Source organism: Okeania sp. SIO2B9 (genome assembly GCF_010672505.1).
Classification (GTDB): Bacteria; Cyanobacteriota; Cyanobacteriia; order Cyanobacteriales; family Microcoleaceae; genus Okeania; species Okeania hirsuta.
In genome coordinates, this window is the sequence record NZ_JAAHGK010001513.1 from 1 (window position 1) to 1629 (window position 1629).

1 protein-coding gene is annotated in these 1629 nt (G+C 32.2%); it reads right to left on the reverse strand.

What is annotated here, in order from left to right; genetic code table 11:
- Positions 1 to 646: 646 nt before the first annotated feature.
- Complete coding sequence (locus F6K13_RS32175; protein WP_124146689.1) at positions 647 to 1582, reverse strand: tetratricopeptide repeat protein; 936 nt, start codon at positions 1580 to 1582, stop codon at positions 647 to 649.
- Positions 1583 to 1629 lie beyond the last annotated feature (47 nt).

The window sequence follows — 1629 nt, forward strand, 5'->3', positions numbered from 1 at the left end:
TACCATTTCTACGAGTGAACGGCCGTTCACTCGTAGAAATGGTGTATAATTTCATCTTGTGCGTAAGTCCTGTTGATATTATACTAAGGGTCAAAAAAGAATGTTACCAATAATAGGGGCAGTAAGGGCGTTAACGTAGTTGTGAGCTAGCTAATGGCCATTGGCTAACGTAGAAGCTCTCTAGTTTACATATTGTGGAGCAAAACGCCCCTACTTTATAAAAGATATCTCTTGGAGTAAAAAGATAAATTCAGACCTAAAAACTGCTATTAAAACCACTCATTCTGACTCCTTAGTTCCCCTCCTGGGAGGGGGAGGGGCGAGGGGTGGGTTGACTCCTAAGAAATATCCTATCTATTTGTAGCAAACATTTATCAAACTGGTATTATAGCACTACGCAAATAAGTTAGGAAATTTATAAATGCTCAAAGTCAGTCCGGGATTAATTCTGACTTCTAACTTCTAACTTCTGACTTACGCGTAGCGATATACCTGTTGCCTTTAAGAAAAAATGAATATATGTTTTAAATGCTCAAAAGCTTATAACTTTTGCAATTTATCAGAGGTAGTAAAGTTGTAAAAAATTGATAGGAACTACAGATTAAGAAATCGACTTTTTTTGAATTTGCTATAATCTTACTTCAGCTTAAGTTGTAACTAACCAAGAATTACTATTAATTTTTTCACTAATTTCTATCCGTTGTTGATGATAGTTATTCGCTTGTCTCTCTAGCCCTAGATTTTTATAAACTTTTTCGATTAAATCAAGAGTTTTTACTAAATCTTTACCATATTCAGCAAAAATACTTCTGCGAAATCCATCTTTTTCTTTCTGTTCATAAGTTGCCATTTTTTGAGGATATACATAGCTAGAATAATGATTTTTTTCTATTTTAGGAATATTATCTATTGTTAATGCTAACCGATCTAGAGAATCTTCCCAGAGTTTTTGCCGAATCTCTAAAGCAAGTTCTAAAAAGGCTTGAGCTTGGCGAGGTCTACTGATTAGAAAATATGCTTCTCCCATATTATGCAATGCAATTGATTCGTTGATTTTAATTGTCAATTTATCATTTTTTGCCGATTGAGCAAGCTTTTGAAAAATATTTAAAGATTTGCGAGAATACTCTAGGGATTGAGTTGATAATTCAGTTAAATTATAAATCGTGCTAATGTGATTAATTGTTTTGCCGATACCTACGATATCTTTGAATTTATTAAATATTATTAGAGCTTGTGAATAACACTTCAAAGCAGTAGTATACTCTTTTAAAAGATAATAAATTTCTCCTTTTTCATTATATATAGTGGCGATTTTTGCTTCGTTTCCTATTGTTTTTGCTAGTTCTAAGGCTAGTTCTAGGTATTTAAGGGCATTGGAATATTCTCCTATTTTACGGTGAACTAATCCAATTCTATAGACAATATTGAGTCTTGTTTCCTGGTTATTAATTAATCTAGTAATTTCTAAAGCTCTTTGAAAATTTTTTAATGCAGTTTCTAGTTGACCTATACTATAGAAGCGATCGCCTGTTTGAAATAGATATTTCAATTCATTTTGATGGCTAGTATAAGATTTCATAATGAATTGAAATATCTATTTCAAACAGGCGATCGCTTCTATAGTAT